13 protein-coding genes are annotated in these 18,265 nt (G+C 66.4%); 8 read left to right on the plus strand and 5 right to left on the minus strand.

From position 1 onward, the window contains the following. Nucleotides 1-20 precede the first annotated feature (20 nt). On the minus strand, nucleotides 21-395 hold the full coding sequence (locus EH199_RS08210) for a carboxymuconolactone decarboxylase family protein (protein WP_223806545.1): 375 nt from the start codon (nucleotides 393-395) through the stop codon (nucleotides 21-23). An 83-nt stretch (nucleotides 396-478) separates the two neighbouring features. Here EH199_RS08210 and EH199_RS08215 point away from each other — a divergent pair, with 83 nt between their 5' ends. From EH199_RS08215 to EH199_RS08225, 3 genes are all read left to right on the plus strand, one after another. Next, entirely contained in the window at nucleotides 479-1,480 is a 1,002-nt protein-coding gene (locus tag EH199_RS08215) for an AraC family transcriptional regulator (protein WP_124808769.1), read from the plus strand. Between the two features lie 78 nt (nucleotides 1,481-1,558). Beyond that, nucleotides 1,559-2,797 (plus strand): CaiB/BaiF CoA-transferase family protein, encoded by a 1,239-nt coding sequence (locus EH199_RS08220; RefSeq protein WP_124808770.1) that lies wholly within the window; start codon nucleotides 1,559-1,561, stop codon nucleotides 2,795-2,797. A gap of 73 nt (nucleotides 2,798-2,870) precedes the next feature. Beyond that, nucleotides 2,871-4,616 (plus strand): diguanylate cyclase, encoded by a 1,746-nt coding sequence (locus EH199_RS08225; protein ID WP_124808771.1) that lies wholly within the window; start codon nucleotides 2,871-2,873, stop codon nucleotides 4,614-4,616. A 19-nt stretch (nucleotides 4,617-4,635) separates the two neighbouring features. Here the strand turns inward: EH199_RS08225 and EH199_RS08230 are convergent, their stop codons facing one another. Beyond that, entirely contained in the window at nucleotides 4,636-5,823 is a 1,188-nt protein-coding gene (locus EH199_RS08230; RefSeq protein ID WP_124808772.1) for a serine hydrolase, read from the minus strand. A gap of 114 nt (nucleotides 5,824-5,937) precedes the next feature. Then, on the minus strand, nucleotides 5,938-6,846 hold the full coding sequence (locus EH199_RS08235; RefSeq protein ID WP_124808773.1) for a LysR substrate-binding domain-containing protein: 909 nt from the start codon (nucleotides 6,844-6,846) through the stop codon (nucleotides 5,938-5,940). Between the two features lie 227 nt (nucleotides 6,847-7,073). On the opposite strand from EH199_RS08235, the gene EH199_RS08240 reads away from it, so the two are divergent. The 5 genes from EH199_RS08240 (at nucleotide 7,074) to EH199_RS08260 (ending at nucleotide 15,439) form a co-directional block, all read left to right on the plus strand. Beyond that, nucleotides 7,074-10,268 carry an efflux RND transporter permease subunit gene (locus EH199_RS08240; protein WP_124808774.1) on the plus strand — a complete coding sequence of 1,065 codons (3,195 nt, stop codon included), beginning with the start codon at nucleotides 7,074-7,076 and terminating at the stop codon, nucleotides 10,266-10,268. Then, a complete protein-coding gene (locus EH199_RS08245) occupies nucleotides 10,261-11,466 on the plus strand; it encodes an efflux RND transporter periplasmic adaptor subunit (RefSeq protein ID WP_124808775.1) in 1,206 nt (401 codons plus the stop codon). Before EH199_RS08240 ends, EH199_RS08245 begins: the two co-directional genes overlap by 8 nt. Next, nucleotides 11,466-12,863: an efflux transporter outer membrane subunit gene (locus tag EH199_RS08250; RefSeq protein ID WP_124808776.1), complete on the plus strand. Its 1,398-nt coding sequence runs from the start codon at nucleotides 11,466-11,468 to the stop codon at nucleotides 12,861-12,863. Before EH199_RS08245 ends, EH199_RS08250 begins: the two co-directional genes overlap by 1 nt. Nucleotides 12,864-12,965: 102 nt before the next feature. Beyond that, a complete protein-coding gene (locus tag EH199_RS08255) occupies nucleotides 12,966-14,675 on the plus strand; it encodes a sulfatase-like hydrolase/transferase (RefSeq protein ID WP_124808777.1) in 1,710 nt (569 codons plus the stop codon). Nucleotides 14,676-14,746: 71 nt separating this feature from the next. After that, nucleotides 14,747-15,439, plus strand: a complete 693-nt coding sequence (locus tag EH199_RS08260; RefSeq protein ID WP_124808778.1) for a Crp/Fnr family transcriptional regulator — start codon at nucleotides 14,747-14,749, stop codon at nucleotides 15,437-15,439. A gap of 7 nt (nucleotides 15,440-15,446) precedes the next feature. Here EH199_RS08260 and EH199_RS08265 read toward each other — a convergent pair whose 3' ends face one another. After that, complete coding sequence (locus EH199_RS08265) at nucleotides 15,447-17,327, minus strand: ABC-F family ATP-binding cassette domain-containing protein (protein WP_124808779.1); 1,881 nt, start codon at nucleotides 17,325-17,327, stop codon at nucleotides 15,447-15,449. Nucleotides 17,328-17,396: 69 nt separating this feature from the next. Then, entirely contained in the window at nucleotides 17,397-18,263 is an 867-nt protein-coding gene (locus EH199_RS08270; RefSeq protein ID WP_124808780.1) for a helix-turn-helix domain-containing protein, read from the minus strand. Between the last annotated feature and the right edge of the window lie 2 nt (nucleotides 18,264-18,265).

Below are 18,265 nucleotides of genomic sequence, written 5' to 3' on the forward strand. Positions count from 1 at the left end.
CTCCTTGAGCTGCGGCTGGTTTACGCGGTGACTGGCGCGAGGCGGCGCGCCTTCATTTCGTCGGCAAGCATCGGGGCGCCCAGCGCCACCGAATGAATGCCCAGCACGGCCACGCATTGCAGCACGGCCATGATTTCCTCGGGCGAGGCGCCCAGATCGAGCGCCTTGGCGATGTGGCGGCGAACGCCCGGCGCGTACATGTGGGTGCAGGAGGCATCCACCGCGATCGCGATCAGTTCGTAGGTCTTGGGATCGAGCACGCCCCTGGCGATCGGATGCGTGCCCATCGCCATGAAGCGTTCGACCCATTCCGCATCGATGGCGGCGGCCTCGTCCCAGGCGGCATTCCATTGCCCCTGCGCGCGCATGGCGTCGCAAACCGGTGTCTGGCTCATCGCTCTCTCCCTCGTTCGTCGTTGTTCGGAATAGGCGGGACGGGGTGTTCAATCTTTCTGATTTGCGCTATAATATTTTCAATATGAGCCATATCGCCCGCCTGACCGTTCGCGCCGCGGCCGTTACCGGCATGACCGCGCTTTGCCGCAGTTATGGCGTGGATGCGGGGCGCGTGTTGCGTGCGGCGGGATTGCCGGCGGACATTGAGGCGCAGCCGGACCGGCGGGTGCCGGTAACGGCCGTGAACGAAGCGCTGGAGCGGGCTGCCGTGGCCTGCGGGCGCGATGATTTCGGGCTGCGCCTTTCCGAACTGCGCGGTTTTTCCAATCTCGGCCCGATCGGCCTGATCGCACGCGATGAACCCAGCGTGGGATCGGCGCTGGCCGCTATCGAGGCTTATTTGCCCCTGCATAACGATGCCTTGGCCGTAACGCGCGAACTCTTCGGCGATGTCGTCGTCCTGCGCTCCGCCATCCTCGTGCCCGGCCCGAAAGTGCAGGCGCGCGATATTGCCGTCGCGATGCAGCATCGCATTCTCAAGCAGCTTGCCGGACCCGCGTGGGAGGCGGAAGAGGTATGCCTGACCCGTTCACCGCCCGCCGATGTGTCCCGCTTCCGGCGCGTGCTGGGCCCGCACGTCCGCTTCAATGCCGAATTCGATGGCATCGTCGTCCGGTCCGATCTGCTGGAGCGGCCCAATCCCATGGCGGAGGAAGGACTGCGCTCCTACGCCAGCCGGCTTTTGCGGATCGGCGATCCGGGGCAACCCGAAGCGATGGCCGACCGGGTCCGCCGCGTCCTGTCCTTGCTCCTTTCCAGCGGCCGTTGCACGGCGGAGCATGTCGCCGCGCAACTGGGCGTGTCGCGACGGACGCTGACGCGCGCGCTGGAGATGGAAGGAACCCGTTTTCTTGCGCTGCTGGACGAAGCGCGGATCGACGTGGCGCGGCGGCAACTGGAGGCGAAGGCGCGAAGCCTTGCCGAGATCGCAGACCTCCTGGGCTTTTCCAGCGCATCGGCGTTCAGCACCTGGTTCCGGCATCATCATGGCATCACCCCGCGCGATTGGCGCAACCGGGCATGAATGGTTGCGCCAATGCGGCTTGAGTTTTGCCGTCGCGATCCCTAGCCCGATCCGGCAACGGGACAAGGAAGTCGGGGCGTGGAGGCAGGCAAGCAGCACAGAGCGCTCGAAGGTGTCCGGGTACTCGATCTCTCCCGCGTGCTGGCCGGCCCCTGGTCCACGCAGATTCTGGCGGATCTGGGCGCGGACGTGCTCAAGGTTGAACTGCCCGGGAAGGGAGACGATACCCGTAGCTGGGGGCCTCCCTTCCTGAAGCTGCCGGACGGTTCCGACGATCCACGCGAAAGCGCCTATTATCTCTGCGCCAACCGCAACAAGCGTTCGGCCGCGATCAACCTGGCCCATCCCGATGGCGCGGCGCTGATCCGGAGGCTGGCCGAGCGGGCGGACATCATGGTGGAGAACTTCAAGGTCGGCGGCCTGGTCAAGTATGGCCTCGATTACGACAGCATGCGGGCGATCAATCCCCGCCTTGTCTATTGCTCGATCACGGGGTTCGGCCAGACCGGCCCTTACGCCGATCGGCCGGGTTATGATTTCGTGGCGCAGGGCATGGGCGGTTTCATGTCGATCACCGGGGAAGAACACGGCGGACCGCTGCGCGCCGGGGTGGCCATGGCCGACATTTCCACGGGCATGTACGCCACCGTTTCCATGCTGGCCGCGCTGCGCCATGCCGAACGGACGGGCGAGGGTCAGCATATCGATATCTCGCTGCTCGATACGCAGATCGCCACGCTGGCCAACCAGGCGTCGAACTGGCTTGTCGGCGGCGTCAATCCCGGAAGGATGGGCAACCGCCACCCTACGGTCGTGCCCTACAAGACCTTCCGCGTGAAGGATGGTGAGATCATCATCGCGGTGGGCAACGACGGCCAGTTCCGCAGTTTCTGCGTGGAGATGGGGCGGCCCGAACTGGCGGACGATCCCCGCTTCGTCACCGGGTCGCAGCGGTTGATCAACCGCGACGCGATCGAGGACATCTTCCAGGAAATCGTGGCCGATCTGGAAGGCGGACCGCTGGTGGAACGGCTGGTGGCCGTCAATGTGCCGGCGGGACCGGTGAACACCATCCGCGATATCTTTGCCGATCCGTTCATCGCCGCGCGCAAGACGGTGCACCGGTTCGTGCGCGAGGACGGCGTGGAGATCCCCGCTGTGGCCTTTCCGGCCAAGCTGTCCGTCACGCCGGCTGACTATCGCCATCGCCCGCCGCGCATCGGTGAAAACACGCGTGAATTGCTGCACGAATGGCTGGTGCTGGACGATGCGGAACTTGCCGCACTCGAAGCGGGTGGCGCGGTGGCGCAGCGATGATCCAGCCGTTGCCGCGTCCGGACGGCGGCGCGGCAGTAAGAATTTGATGATGAAGATATGCCAATAGCGAACCATGAAGGATTCGCCTGGCGGATGGGGGATGTGGTTGCGGCGCGCCTTGCTGGCGCTTGCCGCAGTGTTCGCCATTGGTTTCGGATCTGCCGTACAGGCCGCGCACTGGCCGTTGCCGCACTCCCTTTGCCACGCCGTCAGCGTGATGGCGCAATCGCCCCGTGCCGCGCCGCGTTCTCCCTATTCCTGCAACGGTACGCCAACCGGCTATCAACGCGGAACGCTGTGGCTGCGGGTCGATCTGGACACGATTCCGATCCCGCGAAACGATCTGGTTCTCAGCATCCACAACACCCGGTTCGACGCCTTGTCGGTGGGCTTTGTCTATGCCGATGGCGTAACCGCATGGCAGGGCGTGCACGGCGGCGATTTCGGCACGCACTGGCGCCCCGGCGCGCAGATTGCGTTCGCGGCGCCTGATCGCGAAGCGCCGTTGCGCACGATCGTGCTGCAATTCGACCGCCTGACCAGCTACGATCTGCTGCGGATGCGGCTGGCGACGCAAGGCGATGGTGCGCTGGAAGTGGTGGCGCTGGCCGCCTGTGTGGGCGCCGCGCTGATGCTGCTGTTCATCGCGGCCCTGTACAATATCTCGCTGTCTTTCGCGGTGCGCCGGCAATTCCCGGCCTGGCAGGCCGCGTGGGCGGGTTGCATGGTGATCTGGGGGGCCGTCTGGTCGCAGCTCAACCTGTTCGTGCTGCCCGGCATGGCCGGCAGCTTTTCCGCGCAGCTTTGTACCGGGCTATCGTGCCTCGCGGTGATGCTGGCGACCTTCGGCGCGATCACCGCGCTCGACCGCCGGGAGATACCCGTTGCCCTGCGGATCGCGACGCTGGCGCTGGGCATCGGCATTGGCGCGCTGGGCGTGCCCTTGAGCTTCATGCGCGCGGGGCCGCTGGAATTCTGGGCCTCCGTGCTTGGTATGCTGGTGCTTGCGGATCTGACGGCGATCACGGTCAGCCTGACCATCGCATGGCGGCGCGGCAACGCGCTGGCGCGCGATTTCGCCGCTGCCTGGGCAGTGCCGATGATCACGCTGGGGGTGACGCAGTTCCTGCCGACGGACCGGCTGTTCTGGGGCGGGGGATCGCAGATGCTGGTCCTGCTGGCGGCGACCTGGCAGACGATCTGGGTTTCCGTTTCGGCGACGCGCCGTCTGGGCCGTCTGCGTGTAGAGCGCGATCATGCCTTGCAGGCCGAAGCGATAGCGCACGATCTGGCCCGTCGCGATCCCCTGACCGGCCTCCGCAACCGGCGCGGCTTTACGGAGGCGATCGAACCGATGGTATCGGGTGCGGCCGCCGGTGACAGCCCCTTCGCGCTGCTGCTGATCGACGTGGATCGCTTCAAGGTGGTCAACGATACGCACGGGCACGATGCCGGCGATCAGGTGCTGTGCATCATCGCGCGGCAACTGGAACGGTGGGAGGGCGCGCTGTGCCTGCCGGCCCGCTTCGGGGGCGAGGAGTTCGCCCTGGCAATCAGCGGACTGCATGCGTTCGCCGCGACCCAGTTCGCCGAAAGCCTGCGCGAGGATATTGCCGCGGCCGACTATGGCGCGGTTATCGGTGCGGGGCGCATCACCGTGAGCATCGGCCTCGCCACCGCGACCGAGGATGCGGATTTCCAGATTCTTTACCGGCAGGCAGACCGGTCGCTGTACGAGGCCAAGCGGCGGGGCCGCGATTGCGTGGTTGCCAGCGGTCCGCGGCCGGACGATGATCTTGCAGTGGACTTGGTAGCCTGACCCCGGCAGACGCTGTGGCTCAGTTCCCTGCGTCGATCCGTGCCTGGATCTGCTTGTAGAAGGCTTCGCGCGCCGCCGGCTCCGGCCCCTTGCTCGCGCGCGTCCAGTCGGCGTTTGACGCGATCACCAGCTTCCGCTTCGGATCGATGAAAATACCCTGCCCGAAAATACCCTGCGCGGCGACCGAGCCATCATCGTAGGTCCACCACTGGAAGCCATAGCCTTTGCCCGGGTGGCCGATATCCTTCTGCTTGGTTGTCGCCTGCGCGAACCAGTCGGTGGGCACGATCTGCCGGTCGCCCGCCTTGCCGTTGGCCAGCACGAACAGCCCGAACCGCGCGAAATCGCGCGTGGCGGCCTGGAGGCAACAACCGGCGATTTCATGCCCCGTCTCGCCCTTTAGCCATGTCGCCTTGGCTTCCATGCCGGCGGGCTGCCAGACCTTTTCCTGCAGGTACTGCGCCAGCGGCCTCTTCACCGCCGATGAAACCAGCACGCCGATCAGGTTCGTCTCGCCCGTGTTGTAGTGCCACACTTCGCCAGGTGGGTGTGCGCGCGGCAGCTTGCGCATGTAGCTGACGGTGGCGTCGACACCGGGATCGGGCTTCGCGGTGTTGAAACGCGCGACATCCGAATTGGGGTCTTCGTAGTCCTCGTTCCAGCGCACGCCGGAACTCATTGTCAGCAACTGGCGGATGCTGACGTCGTCGTAGGCGGAGCCGCGCAGGTCGGGAATGTACTGGCTGACCTTGTCTTCCAGACTTCGGATCGCGCCGTCCTGAATCGCCGCGCCGACCAGCGTCGAGGTAAATGACTTCGCGACCGAGAAGCTGGTCCATCGCCCTTGCGCGTCGAAACCCAGCCCGTAGCGTTCGAACCGGACCTTGCCATCCTGCAGGATCACGATCCCCGCTTCGCGCTGTTTGGCGAGATAGTCATCGATCCCTGGAATCGTCAGCGGTTTCCCTTCGGGCAGGGCCAGCGGATGCGGCGATGGCGCGATCTCGTTGGCCTGCGCCAGCAACGGCAGGCGGTCCATTGCCCGGAACGCGGCATCGCGCTGGCTTTCGGACCACATCAGCACATCGGCATTGGTCGGCATCGCGGCAAGGATGCCGCGCGTTTCCTTGTCGAGACTGGCGTACCAGCCGCCTCCCGCCGCCAATGCCGCGATCGCAATGCCCAGCGCGATGGTTCTCTTGCGCATGCTTTCATCCTCCCGTTCGTTGCCCGGCCGGTTCCTCCGTGCCGTTGTGCTGTTCGGCGGTCAGCATAGCCATTCACCTGGTGGGCGAAAGGGGTTGATGTGTCGTTCCGGACGTCAGACTGCGGCGTCCTCAACCGCGTTGGAGCGCTGGACAAGCTCCACGAAATTGCGTGCCGTCGGAGACAGCTGGGCATGATGGACCAGCCATAGCCGCGTCTCGAGCGGCGGGGAAAACTGGCGGTAGACCAGATTGTCCACGTGGAGGCGGACCAACGATTCGGCGAGGATCGTGGCGCCGAAGCCCGCTGCTACCAGGCCAAGCAGGGTGGCCAGCCCGTTCGCTTCGTGCGCAACCCTGGGCTGAACGGCGGCCTGTTCGCACAACCAGAAGAAATGTTCGTTGAACCCTGCTCCGGCCGCCGCGCTGTAAAGCACCAGCGGCTCGTCGCGCAGGTCGGCGATGGTGGGATCGAGATCACGTGTGGCGAGCGGGTGATCCTCGCGCAGGGCCAGCACCATGCTTTCCTCTATCAGGCAGGTCGCGGTCAGATCGGACGAGAGCAAGGGCTTCCCGAACCCGCGGATAATCGCCACCTCGATCTCGTTTTGCGCCAGCGCGTCGAGTTGTTCGTCGCGGCCCAGTTCCTCCAGCTTCAGCTCCACTTCCGGGTGCGCCTGCCGGAAGTGGTACAGCGCCTGCGAGATTTTCGGGACGAACGGCGCGGAGGCGGTAAACCCCAGCGCCAGGCGCCCGATTTCCCCCCTCTGCGCGCGCCGGGCGGTGTGCGCGGCATAGTCCGCCTGCTGCAAGGCCAGCCTCGCTTCGGGCGCGAACAGTTCGCCCGCGCGGGTCAGCCGCACGCGCCGGCTGGTCCGGTCGAACAGCCGCACGCCCAGTTCATCCTCCAGCGCGCGGATCTGCTGGCTCAGGGGAGGTTGCGAAATGCCGAGCCGCGCGGCGGCGCGGCCGAAATGCATTTCATCAGCCACGCACAGGAAATAGCGAAGGTGCCTGAGATCCATCAGTTTATGTTGCCCTGCATATCAATCATGCCGTATTATATATTAGACGCAACATGACGGAAAGCGCATGGAGCGGCACCACCGCCGCCACGTTCCAGTTGGCGGTCTCTTGCTGTCGCGGAAGCCTTGGGGTCGGGCTTCGGTCGCAGGCGGCAATCAGGTGCATCCGGGGAGAGGAAGCGTGAACGGACTTTTCCGCGATGTGCGGAGAAGGCGTGGAGTCGTGAATGTTCAATATCGTCAAGATCGCGTTGCACCGTCCCCTGACCTTCATCGTGATGGCGATCCTGATCGCCATCGGTGGCGTGCTGGCGGCGCTGCGCACTCCGGTCGATATCTTTCCGGACATCCGCATCCCGGTGATCGCCGTGGCGTGGCAATATTCCGGCCTGCCGCCCGACGATATGGCGGCGCGCATCATCACCCCTTACGAACGCACGCTGACAACCACCGTCAACGATATCGAGCACATCGAAAGCCAGTCCTTCCAGGGCATTGGCATCGTGAAGATCTATTTCCAGCCGGGCGCGGACATCCGCACGGCGACCGCGCAGGTCACCTCGATCTCGCAATCGGTGCTCAAGCAGATGCCACCGGGGATCACCCCGCCGCTGATCCTGAACTACAACGCTTCCACCGTGCCGATCATCCAGCTTGCCATGTCGGGCAAGGGCTTGTCCGAACAACAACTGTTCGATCTTGGCCAGAACCAGATCCGCCCGCAGCTGGTGACGGTTCCGGGCCTTGCCATGCCCTATCCTTCGGGCGGCAAGCAGCGCCAGATCCAGATCGACCTCAATCCGCTCGCGCTCCAGTCCAAGGGCCTTTCGGCGCAGGACGTGGGCAACGCGATTGCGGCGCAGAACCAGATCAACCCTGCCGGCTTCGTCAAGATCGGGCCGACGCAGTACAGTGTGCGCCTGAACAACGCGCCGGATTCGGTCGCCGCGCTGAACGACTTGCCGGTCAAGGTGGTCAACGGGGCCACCATCACCATGCGCGATGTGGCCTTCGTGCGCGATGGCAGCGCGCCGCAGCAGAACGTGGTGCATGTCGATGGTCGCCGGTCCGTGCTGCTCACCGTGCTCAAGAACGGCGCGACCTCGACGCTGGCCATCATCGATGGCGTGAAGACCACTTTGCCCAAGATCGCCGCCGGGCTGCCCGATGCCCTGCGCATCGTGCCGGTAGGCGACCAATCGCTGTTCGTGAAGGCGGCGGTCAGCGGGGTGATCCACGAAGGCGCCATCGCGGCGGCGCTGACGTCGCTGATGATCCTGCTGTTCCTTGGCTCGTGGCGGTCCACCGTCATCATCGCGTTGTCGATCCCGCTGGCTATCCTTGCCGCGGTCGCGGCGCTGGCGGCGTTTGGTCAGACGATGAACGTGATGACGCTGGGCGGGCTGGCGCTCGCGGTCGGCATCCTCGTCGACGACGCGACGGTAACGATCGAGAACATCAACTGGCACCTGGAACAGGGCAAGGGCGTGATGGAGGCGATCCTCGACGGCGCCGCCCAGATCGTGACGCCGGCGTTCGTTTCGCTGCTGTGCATCTGTATCGTGTTCGTGCCGATGTTCTTCCTGCCGGGCGTGGCAGGCTTCCTTTTCGTGCCGATGGCGCTGTCGGTGGTCTTCGCCATGATCGCCTCGTTCATCCTGTCGCGCACGCTCGTTCCGACCATGGCCATGTACCTGCTGAAGCCGCATCAGCCGGAGAGCGAAAACCACCACCTTGCCGGCGCGCCGCGATCGCGCAATCCGCTGGTCCGCTTCCAGCGCGGGTTCGAACGGCGCTTCGAGGCAATCCGTGATAGCTATCTCGGCCTGCTGAATCGCGCCCTGGAGGCAAGAAAGCCCTTCATTGTCGGCTTTCTCGCCGTGGTGGTGCTCTCGTTCGGGCTGCTGCCATTCCTGGGCAGCAATTTCTTCCCCAGCGTCGATTCCGGCCAGATCGCGATGCATGTCCGCGTGCCGGTGGGCGCGCGGATCGAGGATACGGCGGCGCGCTTCGACCGGATCGGAACCGCGATCCGCCAGATCATCCCGGCAGACCAGCTGGGATCGCTGACCGACAACATCGGCCTGCCGGTCAGCTCGATCAACACGGTGTACAACAACAGCGGCACCATCGGTCCGCAGGACGGCGATATCCTGATCGCGCTGAAGGAAGGGCACGAGCCGACCGATCGCGTGGTATCGCGCCTGCGCTCCGAACTGGCGCGCCGCTTTCCGGGCACGACCTTCGCCTTCCTGCCCGCCGATATCACCAGCCAGATCCTGAACTTTGGCGCGCCGGCCCCGATCGATGTGCAGATCATGGGCAGGAACGTGCAGGCATCGCGGGTCTATGCCCAGAAGCTGCTGGCGCGGATGAAGCTGATCCCCGGCCTTGCCGATGCGCGTATCCAGCAACCGGCCAATGCGCCGCAGCTCAACGTGGACGTCAGTCGCGCCCGTATCGGGCAATATGGCCTGACGGAGCGCGACGTGACCAACAGTCTCGCCGCTTCGCTGGCCGGAACCTCGCAGACCGCACCGGTGTTCTTCGTGAATCCCGAAAACGGCGTGCAATACCCGGTCGTGGCGCAGGCGCCGGAATACCTGTTGGATTCCGTCAGCGCCCTTTCGAACGTGCCAGTCTCCGGCGCGGCCGGCAGCGCGATCCAGCCACTCGGGGGCCTGGCCGGTGTTTCGCGCGGGAATACCGTTCCCGTCATTTCGCACTATAACATTCAGCCCGCGCTCGACATCTACGGCACGACCGAAGGACGCGACCTGGGCGCGGTTTCGGGTGACATCCAGGCGGCCATCAAGGCGCTGGAAAAGGAGCAGCCCAAGGGCGTGAACGTGACCATCCGTGGCCAGTTCGCCACGATGAACACGGCGTTTTCGGGCCTGGGCTTCGGCCTGATCGGCGCGGTGGTGCTGATCTACCTGCTGATCGTCGTCAACTTCCAGAGCTGGGTCGATCCCTTCGTCATCATCACCGCGCTGCCGGCGGCGCTGGCCGGGATCGTGTGGATGCTGTTCGGCACCGGCACCACCTTGTCCGTGCCAGCCCTGACCGGTGCGATCATGTGCATGGGCGTCGCCACTGCGAACTCGATCCTTGTCGTCAGCTTCGCGCGCGAGAAACTGGCGGAGTTCGGCGATGCCAGACGGGCCGCGCTGGAAGCCGGTCTCGTCCGCTTCCGCCCGGTGCTGATGACGGCGCTGGCCATGATCATCGGCATGGCGCCGATGGCGCTGGGCCTCGGCGAGGGCGGCGAACAGAATGCCCCGCTCGGCCGCGCCGTGATCGGTGGCCTCGTCTGCGCCACTATCGCCACGCTGTTCTTCGTTCCCGTTGTTTTCAGCTTCGCCCACCGCAAGCGGAAGGTCGAAGCCACGTCCCCGGAGCTGCAACCCAGCCATGCATGACACGACTTCGCATACCGAACAGGAAATCCAGCCTTCCATCTCGTCCGGTCCGGACAGCCGCGGGTTGAAGCGCGCCGGGATGGGCGCTGTGGTGGTGGCGCTGGCCGTGGTGGCCGTGGGCGTGGGCGTGCGCATCCATGCCACGGGCACGCTGCGCCAGACCGCGGCCGAGGCGGCGATCCCCACCGTCAGCGTGGTCGTGCCCAAGGCCGATGCCGATGGCGCGCCGCTGGTGCTGCCAGGCAACGTGCAGGCGTTCAACAGCGCGGCGATCTATGCGCGGACCAACGGCTATGTGCGGCAATGGCTGGCGGACATCGGCGATCGCGTGCGCGCGGGGCAGGTGCTGGCCGTGCTCGATGCGCCCGAAGTCGATCAGCAGTTCGCCGCCGCGCGCGCCGATTACCAGACGGCGCTGGCCAACCAGCGGCTGGCCGCCACCACGTCCGCGCGCTGGCACGCGATGCTGGCGCAGGATGCCGTTTCGCGGCAGTCGGCGGACGAGAAGGCCGGCGATCTTGCCGCGCGCACGGCGGTATCGAACGCGGCGTTGGCCAATGTGAAGCGCTTGCAGGCGCTGCAGGGCTTCACCCGGCTTTCGGCGCCGTTCGCCGGAACCGTCACCAGCCGATCGGCCCAGGTGGGCGCGCTGGTGGTGGCGGGCAACGCCTCCTCGCAGCCGTTGTTCACGGTGTCGGACACGCACCGGATGCGCATCTATGTGAAAGTGCCGCAGAACTATTCCGCCGATATTGCGCCCGGCATGGCGGCGGATCTGAGCCTGCCGGAATATCCCGGCCGCACGTTCCATGCGGTGCTGACGCGCAGCGCCGGTGCCGTGGACGCGCAGTCCGGGTCCGTGCTGGTGGAATTGCAGGCGGACAATCCCGATGGCGCCCTGAAGCCGGGCGCCTTCGCACAAGTCAGCTTCAAGGTCGGCGGGGGTGGAGGCAACGCGGTGTCGGTGCCGGGCAGCGCGATCCTCTACAGCAGCAAGGGGCCGAGCGTGGTTGTCGTCGGGCAGGACAACCGCGTGACCGTCCGTCCGGTGACAATCGCGCGGGACGAAGGCGCCACGGTGCTGCTCTCGTCCGGCGTCGCGCGGGGGGAACGCCTGGTCGATACCCCGCCCGATGCGATCCAGACCGGCGACCGTGTGCACGTGCAGGCTTCCGAAAGCGGAAAGGCCGGCAAGTAATGCGCGCGGGCAAGGTGGCTTACGCCGCGCTGCTGCCGGCATTGCTGGCGGGCTGTTCGATGACGCCCGCCTACCATCCGCCCAGCGTGGCGGTCCCGGATGCCTTCAAGGAAGTGAAGGGGTGGGCGGCGGCAACGCCGATGGACGGCGCGGCGCGCGGGACATGGTGGAAGGGTTTCAACGACCCGGTGCTCGACGATCTGGAGAACCGCGCCGAAAAGGCCAGCCCGACGCTCGCCGCCGCGCTCGCCCGCTACGATCAGGCGCAGGCCGTGGTCAAAGGCGAGCGGGCCTCGCTGGTGCCAGAGATTGATGCCAGCGGCAGCTTCGCGCGAACACGCGTGTCCGCCGACCGCCCGCTGTCCAATGGCAGCGCGCAAACCTACAACAACGCCATTGTCGGTGGCGGGTTGAGCTACGAAGTGGACCTGTGGGGCCGTATCCGCGCCTCGGTTTCCGCCGCGCGCGCGGAAGCGCAGGCGAGCGACGAGGACGTCGTCTCGGCCCGGCTCAGCCTCCAGACCTCGGTGGCGGACGCTTATGCCCGGTTGCGGGGCCTGGATGCGGAAGCCGAACTGCTGCGGCAAACGGTGGCGGCGTTCGAGCGGGCCTATGACCTGACGCGGACACGCCATGATGGCGGCATTGCCTCGGGCATCGACGTCAGTCGCGCCCTGACGGTGCTGGGCAATGCGCGTGCGCAAATAGCCGCCGTGGCCAGCCAGCGCGCGGCGACCGAGCACGAGATCGCCGCGCTGGTGGGGGCGGTCGCCTCGGACTTTTCCATTGCGCCACGCGCGCAGCCCTTGCTGCCGCTGGCGCTGGCCACCGGGGTTCCCTCCGAGCTGCTCCAGCGCCGGCCCGACATCGCGGCGGCGGAGCGGCGCATGGCTGCCGCCAATTCGCGGATCGGCGTGGCGCGGGCCGCGTTCTTCCCCACGGTCACGCTTGGCCTTTCCGGCGGTTTCCAGACCACCGACGGTTCGTTGCTGATCGCGCCCAACACGTTCTGGGGGCTGGGGCCGATCGCGGCCGCGCTGGCGGTGTTCGACGGCGGGCGCCGCGCGGCCAAGGTGCGGCTGACCCGGGCGCAGTATACCGAACAGGCCGAAAAGTACCGCCAGACCGTGCTCATGGCGTTTCGCCAGACCGAGGACGCGCTTGCGGCCGGGCGGCTGCTCGGCCAGCAGGTGGTGGACCAGAAGACGGCGGCCGATGCGGCGGTGCGCAGCAGCACGCTGGCGCTGGCGAGCTACCGGGATGGCGGCGCGGACTATCTGGAAGTGGTGACGGCGCAGACGCAGGCGCTGGATGCCCAGCGTGCGCTGCTCAACGTGGAAACGCAGCAGATGCGTGCCAGCGTCGCGCTCGTGAACGCGCTCGGCGGCGCGTATTGATGGATTTGCCGGGCGGCGTTCAAATGTAACCTTCGTGACAATCCGGATCTCTCGGTCTGCTATGGTGTGGATGGGAGATCACGGAAGCAGGCGGAGGTTCTGATGGGCAGGAAGCGGACCGGCAGGTTCTGGCGGTGCGCCGCCATTGCGCTGGCAGTGGCCACGGGCGGCCATGCCGCATGGGCGCAAAGCGTGCCGGTGGGCGGCGGAGTCGTGCAGGGACCGGGCACGCCCGGCCCGATCAAGCGCGGCAAGGCGCCCGGCTATGACTTCCAGGACCAGTACATCGGGATTCCCGGCAAATCCGTTGCCGACAACATGGAACCGATGATCGATCATCCGGACCAGACCGCGGAAGTCGGAAAGAAGCTGGCCGATCTCCAGCGCAAGACCGGAAAGAAGCCCAACATCATCGTGTTCCTGATGGATGACGTGGGCTGGATGGACTTCGGCTTCAACGGCGGCGGCGTGACGCTGGGCGCGCCGACGCCCGATGTCGACAAGGTGGCGGCGCAAGGGCTGGTGCTCACCTCCGCCTATTCGCAGCCAAGCTGCTCGCCCTCGCGCGCGACGATTCTCACCGGGCAATTGCCGATCCATCATGGCCTGCTGCGTCCGCCGATGTATGGCGAGGCCGGCGGGTTGAACGGCAAGCCGACGATCGCCTCGATGCTCTCGGCACAGGGCTATGTCACCCAGGCTATCGGCAAGTGGCACGTGGGTGAAAACGAAGGGTCGCAGCCGCAGAATGCCGGTTTCGACGATTTCCGTGGCTTCCTTTCGGTGTCCGACATGTACACCGAATGGCGTGATCCCAATTTCAATCCGGAAGTGGCGCTCAGCCCCACGCGTAGCCGGCTGATCGAGGAAGCGCCGTTCAACAAGTACGACGTTCACGCCGCGAAGGGCGGCAAGATCGAGAACGTGGGCCTTATCACGGTGGACTACAGCCGCGATCTGGACCAGCGCTGGGCCAATTACGCCGTCGATTTCCTCAAGCGGCAGAAGGGCGGAAGCAAGCCGTTCTTCCTCTATTACGGCACGCGCGGCTGCCATTTCGACAACTATCCTAACGCTTTCTACGCCGGCCGTTCGCCCGCGCGAAACGACTACACCGACTGCCTCGTCGAAATGAACGACATCTTCGCGCGGCTCTACAAGACGCTGGAAGAGACGGGCGAGATCGACAACACGATGATCGTGTTCACGTCGGACAACGGGCCGGAACAGGAAATCGATCCCCACGGCCGCACGCCGTTCCGGGGTGGCAAGGGATCGACCTGGGAAGGCGGAGTCCGCGTGCCGACCTTCGTGTACTGGAAGGGCATGATCGGGCCGCGCAAGTCCGACGGCCTGTTCGATTTCGCGGACATCCTGCCCACCAGCCTGAGCCTTGCCGGCGTGAAGGGGGCCGCGATGGGCGAGAAGATGGGGGCGGGCAACTATCTCGACGGGGTTGACCAGACCTCGTTCCTGCTCGCCGACAACGGCGCCTCGAACCGGCGCAGCATCCTGTATTTCTGGAACACCCAGTTCGCCGCGGTGCGAATGGACGAGTTCAAGTTCACCATGCTGACGCAGGACCCCTATGCGATGACGCCCAACGGCAACCACGGCGGGTTCACCGGCACGGTCAGCCAGACGGCGGGCGGCACCATGTTCAACCTCTACGCCAATCCGCAGGAGGATAATTCGGTGGCGATCCGGCACTTGCCGATCGCCATTCCGGTCGGCGCGGAAATCGCGCGCTACCAGCAGGTACTGCGCAAGTACCCGCCCAAGGTGCAGATCGGTTTCACCACCGGGAAGTAGGCGGGACGTGGAGCGATCGCCGTTGCCTGGGGCGATGACAGGCGTACCCTGACGTCTTAGGCTGCGCGGCCATGGGCGAAGACGATTTTGCGATGGCGGCCGCCGCGCTCGACCGGTGTGGCTGGCTCGATGGACATGGCGGCGACCTGCGCCGCCGCCTGCTGGCCCACGGCACGTTGCGGGTGCTGCCTGCGGGGCGTTGGGCCTATGCCGAAGGGGATGACGACAGCGGCATTCTCGTTGTCGTGCGCGGCGCGTTGCAGATCTATGCGCAGGCGCCGGGGGATCGGGACGTGCTGATCGGCCAGATCGGCCACGGCAATGCCATCGGCCAGACGGCGCGCTTCGGCGGCGGCCCCCGGCTGGTCACCGCGATCAGCACGGCGGCCAGTCTGGTTCTCCAGGTGACCGACGCCGCACTGGCGGCCATCGCGCGCGACGAACCCCTGATCTGGCAGGCCATCGCCAGCCTCAACTATGCGCAACTGCGGATGATGGTGCAATTGCTGGCCGAAACCACCGCCTTGCCACCCCGGCAGCGGCTGGCGGCGCGGCTGGCGCGCTTCGCCTCCGACGCGCGCACGGGGGCGGAGCTGCCTCTAAGCCAGCAGGCGCTGGGCGAGATGGTCGGCCTCAGCCGGAAGACCGTGAACGCTTGCCTTGCCGATCTGGAGCATCGCGGGCTGGTGCGCCGCCGGTACGGCGCGATCGAGGTTCCCGATGCGGCGGCGCTGCAGGCGCACGCCTTTGCCATGGAAGCCTAGGTACGCCTCAGCCTCCAGCCTGCGCCACTTCCAGCGCCTCGCTGGCGTCCAGCCATGCGGCCTCCGCCTCTTCCAGTTCGTCGGCCACGGTGGCGCGGCGGCGGGACAGTTCGCCCATGTTGAGCTGGGCAAGGTCGTTCGGCGCGGAAGCCGGATCGATCAGCGCGGCATCGAACGCCGAAAGCTGCTTCTGCAGCCGGCCCATGCGCGTTTCCGCCTCGCTCACCTGCTTCTTCAGCGCGCGCATGTCCTCGCGCCATTGCGCGCCGGCCTTGCGTTGGGGCTTGGCGCCCTTGACGTCGCTGGACTGCGCTTCGCGCGGCTGGTTCCGGCCCAGGATGAAGTCGATGTAGTCTTCCATCGACCCGGCGTATTCGGTCGCCGTGCCGCCATCGACCAGCACCAGCCGGTCCGCCGTCAGTTCCACCATGTGCCGGTCGTGGCTGATGAGGATAACCGCGCCGTCATAGGCGTTGAGCGCCTGCACCAGCGCCTCGCGGGCATCGACGTCAAGGTGGTTGGTCGGCTCGTCGAGGATGAGCAGATGCGGTGCATCGCGCGTGACGAGCGCCAGCGCCAGCCGCGCGCGTTCGCCGCCCGAAAGCGTGCCGACCTGCGACGTGGCGGTATTGCCCGAGAACCCGAACCGCCCGAGCTGCCCGCGCACGGCGGCGGGCGTCTTGCCGTCCATCGCCCGTGTCATGAGTTCGAGCGGGGTTGAGGCGCTGGCCAGTTCCTCCACCTGATACTGCGTGAAATAGCCGATCTGCGTCTTGCCCGAGAGGCGCATCACGCCATCCATCGCTTCGAGCTGGCCGGCCAGCAGGCGCGCCAGCGTGGTCTTGCCGTTGCCGTTGCGGCCGAGCAGCGCGATGCGGTCGTCCGGATCGATGCGCAGGTTGAGCCGTGCAAGCACCGGTGTGCCGGGGGCATAGCCGACCGCCGCCTTGTCCAGCGTGATCAGCGGCGGGCGCAGCTCGTCGGGGCTGGGGAAGTCGAAGCGCATCGTCGGGTCTTCGATCAGCGCGGTGATCGGCTGCATCCGGGCCAGCATCTTGGCGCGCGATTGCGCCTGCTTGGCGGTGGAGGCGCGGGCGCTGTTGCGGGCGACATAATCCTGCAGCTTGGCGCGTTGCGCGTCCTGCGCGGCGCGCGCGGCGGCGAGTTGCGCGGCGCGTTCGGCGCGCTGGCGCTCGAAGCTGTCATAGCCGCCGGGGTAAAGCGTGATCTTGCCGCCCTGCAGGTGCAGGATGGTATCGACCACGTTGTTCAGCAGATCGCGCTCGTGGCTGATGACGATCAGCGTGCCGGGATAGGACTTGAGGAAGTTCTCCAGCCACAGGGTCGCTTCAAGGTCGAGGTGGTTCGACGGTTCGTCCAGCAGCAGCAGGTCGGGCGCCGAAAACAGCAGCGCCGCCAGCGCGACGCGCATTTTCCAGCCGCCCGAGAAGCTGTCGAGCGGCTGTGCCTGCATCTCTTCGTCGAAGCCCAGCCCGATCAGGATGCGCGCGGCGCGGGAAGGGGCGCTGTAGGCGTCGATCGCCAGTAGTCGATCATGAACGTCGCCCAGCCGGTCGGGATCGGTGCAGGTCTCCGCTTCGGCCAGAAGCTGTTCGCGCTCCTTGTCGGCCGCCAGCACGGTTTCGAACGGTGTTGCGGTGCCGGCCGGCGCTTCCTGCGCGATATAGCCCAGGCGCGCGCGGCGCGGCATCTCGATCGCGCCATCGTCGGGCTCGATTTCCCCGATGATGGCCTTCATCAGCGTCGATTTGCCCGCCCCGTTGCGGCCAATCAGGCCGACCTTGCCGCCGGTGGGAAGCGAGGCGGAGGCGCGGTCGAGAATGGTGCGGCCGCCCAGCCGCACCGTGATATCGTTGATCGTCAACATGCCGCGCGCCTAGCAGGCCCGGCGCGAAAGCCCAACGGCCTATCTCGGCCGGCTATCCTGGTTGGCGCGTCAATGCAGCTTTAACTGCCGCCAGGCGGTCGGCGGCTGGCCGGCGAAGCTGCGGAAGGCGCGGGTGAAGTGGCTCTGGCTGCCGAAGCCGAGCGCTTCCGAAATCTGCGCGACCGTCAGTTCGGTGCTGGAGAGCATTTCCTGCGCGCGCTCCAGCCGGGCCTTCATCACGTACTGGTGCGGGCTGAGGCCGGTGGCGCGCTTGAACACCCGGCAGAAATGCGATGGCGTGAGGCCCACTTCGGCGGCGAGCGATTCCACCGTGTGTTCCTCCTCCGGGTGGGTCAGCACCGCGTTCATGACGTGATGGATGCGATAGGCGGAGAAGTCGGAGGTTGGAAAGGCCGTGGCGTTGGCGTCCGCCGGGCCGCGCAGCATGTGGGCCTTCAGCGCATCGACCAGCGTGGAGACATAGACGTTCCGCTCCGGCGTCTCCGGCGCATAGAGTTCCGCCAGCACTTGCCGCGTCAGCGCCACGCCCAGCGGGTCGGAAAAGGCGAAGCGCATCCGGTCGAACTGGTCGCGCGCAGGCACGACGCGAAGCTGGTCTTCCGCGATGGACAGGGTCACGACGTCCAGCTCGCCATCGACGAGCCATCCGGTCGGGCGGCCCGAAGGAATGATCGTGGCGCAACCGGGGATCGAGCTTGCCTCGCTCCAGCCATCGCGGTCCCAGGTCTTGACGCGGGGCTTGCCGGCGATGTGGACCACGAACGTGGGGCTGGGCAGGGCGGGAAGTTCATAGCTGCCGACGAACTGGCGCCAGCGCGAAAGCTGCCAGCCTTTCTCGCCACCGCCCAGCTGGATGTCCGCGCCGCGCCCCAGCACGTCGGAGATGATCTGCTCGTTGGTCCAGCTTTCCACCATTC

Origin of the sequence: Novosphingobium sp. LASN5T (assembly GCF_003856955.1) — a bacterium.
GTDB lineage: Bacteria > Pseudomonadota > Alphaproteobacteria > Sphingomonadales > Sphingomonadaceae > Novosphingobium.